The 2,880-nt window shown below is 58.0% G+C and carries 1 protein-coding gene; it reads left to right on the forward strand.

Annotation, left to right across the window (positions count from 1 at the left end; all coding sequences use genetic code 11):
- Window positions 1-40 precede the first annotated feature (40 nt).
- The coding region (locus GOB85_RS18545) for a Tn3 family transposase (protein ID WP_173578843.1) at window positions 41-2,880 on the forward strand (2,840 nt) is incomplete at its 3' end.

The raw sequence follows: 2,880 nt of genomic DNA on the forward strand, positions 1-2,880 counted from the left end.
CAACGATCCCCTTCCGGACACATGAAGGAGACATCCGATCATGGCGCGGCGCCGTCTTCTGACCCGTGAAGCTCTCGCCCGACATTACGAGCCTTCTGTCGATGATCGCGAGATCACGAGACATTTTACACTCAGCCAGGATGACTTCGATCTGATCGCAACCCGCCGCGGAGAAACCTCCCGATTGGGTTTTGCGATGGTCATGCTCTACATGCGCTGGCCGGGACGGGTGCTGGAATCTGGTGAAACACCACCGGCTCCCATTCTGTCATTTGTTGCGCGGCAGCTCGACCTGTCCCCTGGGCTCTGGTCCCATTACGGACGTCGTGACGAAACCCGTCGATCCCATCTGGCCCACCTGATGAAGCGTTATGGCTACCGAACCTTCGATCGGTCGGCATTTCATGACATGACCGGTTTCGCGATGCCAATTGCACATCATGTGACCCAGCCATCCCGCATGGCTGCGATCCTGATTGACGAGATGCGTCGCCGAAGCATTCTCCTGCCGTCGGTCACTGTCATTGAAGCCTTGGTGCGCCGTGCTCGCCAGCAGGCCGATCACCTTGTCCATGACGTCCTTGCAGGGGATCTGCCGCCGGAAACCCGTTGTCGTTTGGACAAAATGCTGGAGCGTCGTGGCGATCGCAGTGCCTCCTCGCTCTCGTGGCTGCGTAACCCGCCCCTGTCACCAGCCGCGCGCAATATCCTGCGATTGCTGGAACGCCTGGAGTATGTACGATCCCTGAACCTCGACAGCGCTCGCGCCACGACCATACCGCGTGTGGCCTTTGACCGTTTGAGCGAAGAAGCTGCCCGGATTACGCCCCAGCATCTGGCCGAGCTTCGGTCATCCCGTCGTTACGCCATTCTGGTGGCAGCCGGGGTCCGACTTGAGGAGGTTCTAACCGACGCGACCCTCACAATGATGGACAAACTCCTCGGAAGCATGATGCGCCGTGCCGAGCACCGGATCCGTGACAAAGCGATTGTCACCATGCGATCGTTGCAGGCCCAGCTTCGTCTGCTGACAACCTCCTGCCGTCATCTGATTGAGGCGCGTGATCAGGGTGTTGATTCACTGTCTGCCATTACGGGAATTGACTGGCCCCGCCTCCAGGACGCCATCGGCAGGGCTGAAACCCTGACAGCTCCAGAGACCATTGATCGCACGGCCGAACTGATCAACCGGCATCGCTCTCTTCGTCCTGCCATTGGTCCATTCCTGAACGCGTTCCAGTTTCAGGGTGGTCGCACGGTACAGGGATTACTGAAGGCGGTGCAGATCATTGGAGACCTCTATCGGACCGGTAAACGCCGCTTGCCTGACTCCTGTCCGATCCGTTTCATTCCGCCTTCCTGGCACAGCTTTGTCAGGCCAGAGGGAACAGTCATACGACAGGCCTACGAACTCTGTGTTCTGACCCAGCTGCGCGAGCGTCTGCGTGCCGGAGACATCTGGGTAACGGAAAGTCGCCAATACCGCGCATTCGACACCTACCTTCTTCCGGAAGCCACGTTTGCAGCGATGCGCGCGCAAGGACCGTTGCCTCTGGCGATCAATGCTACGGCTGACACGTTCCTTTCTCAACGGCGTGCAGTGCTGGAAACCGCGCTGAACCGGGTGACGGCTCTTGCCAGGAAGGGCGAGTTGTCACAGGTCCGGCTTGATGCACATGGTCTTGTGATTTCGCCTCTGAAAGCAATTACACCCCCTGCTGTGGAAGAGTTGAGGCGGGCGGCTTACGACCGGCTGCCACGGATCAAGATTACTGATCTTCTGCTGGAAGTGGACCGCTGGATCAGCTTCACCGACTGCTTTACCCATCGCCGTTCCAGCCGTGTCGCGGATGACAAAAACGCCCTGCTGACGGTGATCCTGGCGGATGGGATTAATCTTGGTCTGACACGCATGGCCGACACCTGTCAGGGTGCCACCCTGCGCCAGTTGGCGCATCTGCATGACTGGCATATCAGCGAGGCCGGATACGCCGAAGCCCTTGGCCGTATGGTTGCAGCCCATCGTGGGCTGCCCCTGGCGTCACTCTGGGGAGACGGCACATCGTCCTCAAGTGATGGTCAATTGTTTCATGCAGGTGGCAGAGGCGCTGCGATCAGCGATATCAATGCGCGCAATGGCAGTGAACCGGGCGTCAGTTTCTACACCCACATCTCCGATCAGTATGATCCGTTTTCGACCCGGGTGATTGCTGCGACGGCCGGTGAAGCGCCCTATGTTCTGGATGGACTGCTTTATCATGCTAACGGACTTTCCATTGAAGAGCATTATACAGATACGGGTGGGGCATCGGATCATGTTTTCGGGCTGATGCCCTTCTTTGGTTATCGATTTGCGCCCAGGATACGGGATCTGAAAGAGCGGAAACTTCACCTTTTTCCGGGACAACACCCGGGCGAACTTCTGGGTGGGATGGCCGGTGACCTGATCAATACCAACCATATTGTGGAACACTGGGACGACCTGCTGCGTCTCGTCACATCTATTCGGAGTGGAACCGTGACCGCTTCGGCCATGCTGCGCAAACTCGGATCTTACCCCCGTCAGAATGGTCTGGCTGTGGCTTTGCGCGAAGTCGGCCGGATCGAACGGTCAATTTTTATGCTCGACTGGATACAGGATCTGGATTTGCGCAGACGAACCCAGGCTGGACTCAATAAGGGAGAAGCCCGGAATGCGCTGGCTCGGGCGCTCTTCTTCAATCAGCTTGGCGAACTGCGGGATCGGCGTTTTGAAAATCAGGCCTATCGGGCGTCAGGTCTGAACCTGCTGGTGGCAGCGGTCATCCTATGGAATACGCGCTATCTTCAGTCTGCCATCACGACGCTCGGTATTTCAGATGACCTGGCCCAGCATATCGC

Source organism: Acetobacter fallax (assembly GCF_011516735.1).
Lineage (GTDB): Bacteria > Pseudomonadota > Alphaproteobacteria > Acetobacterales > Acetobacteraceae > Acetobacter > Acetobacter fallax.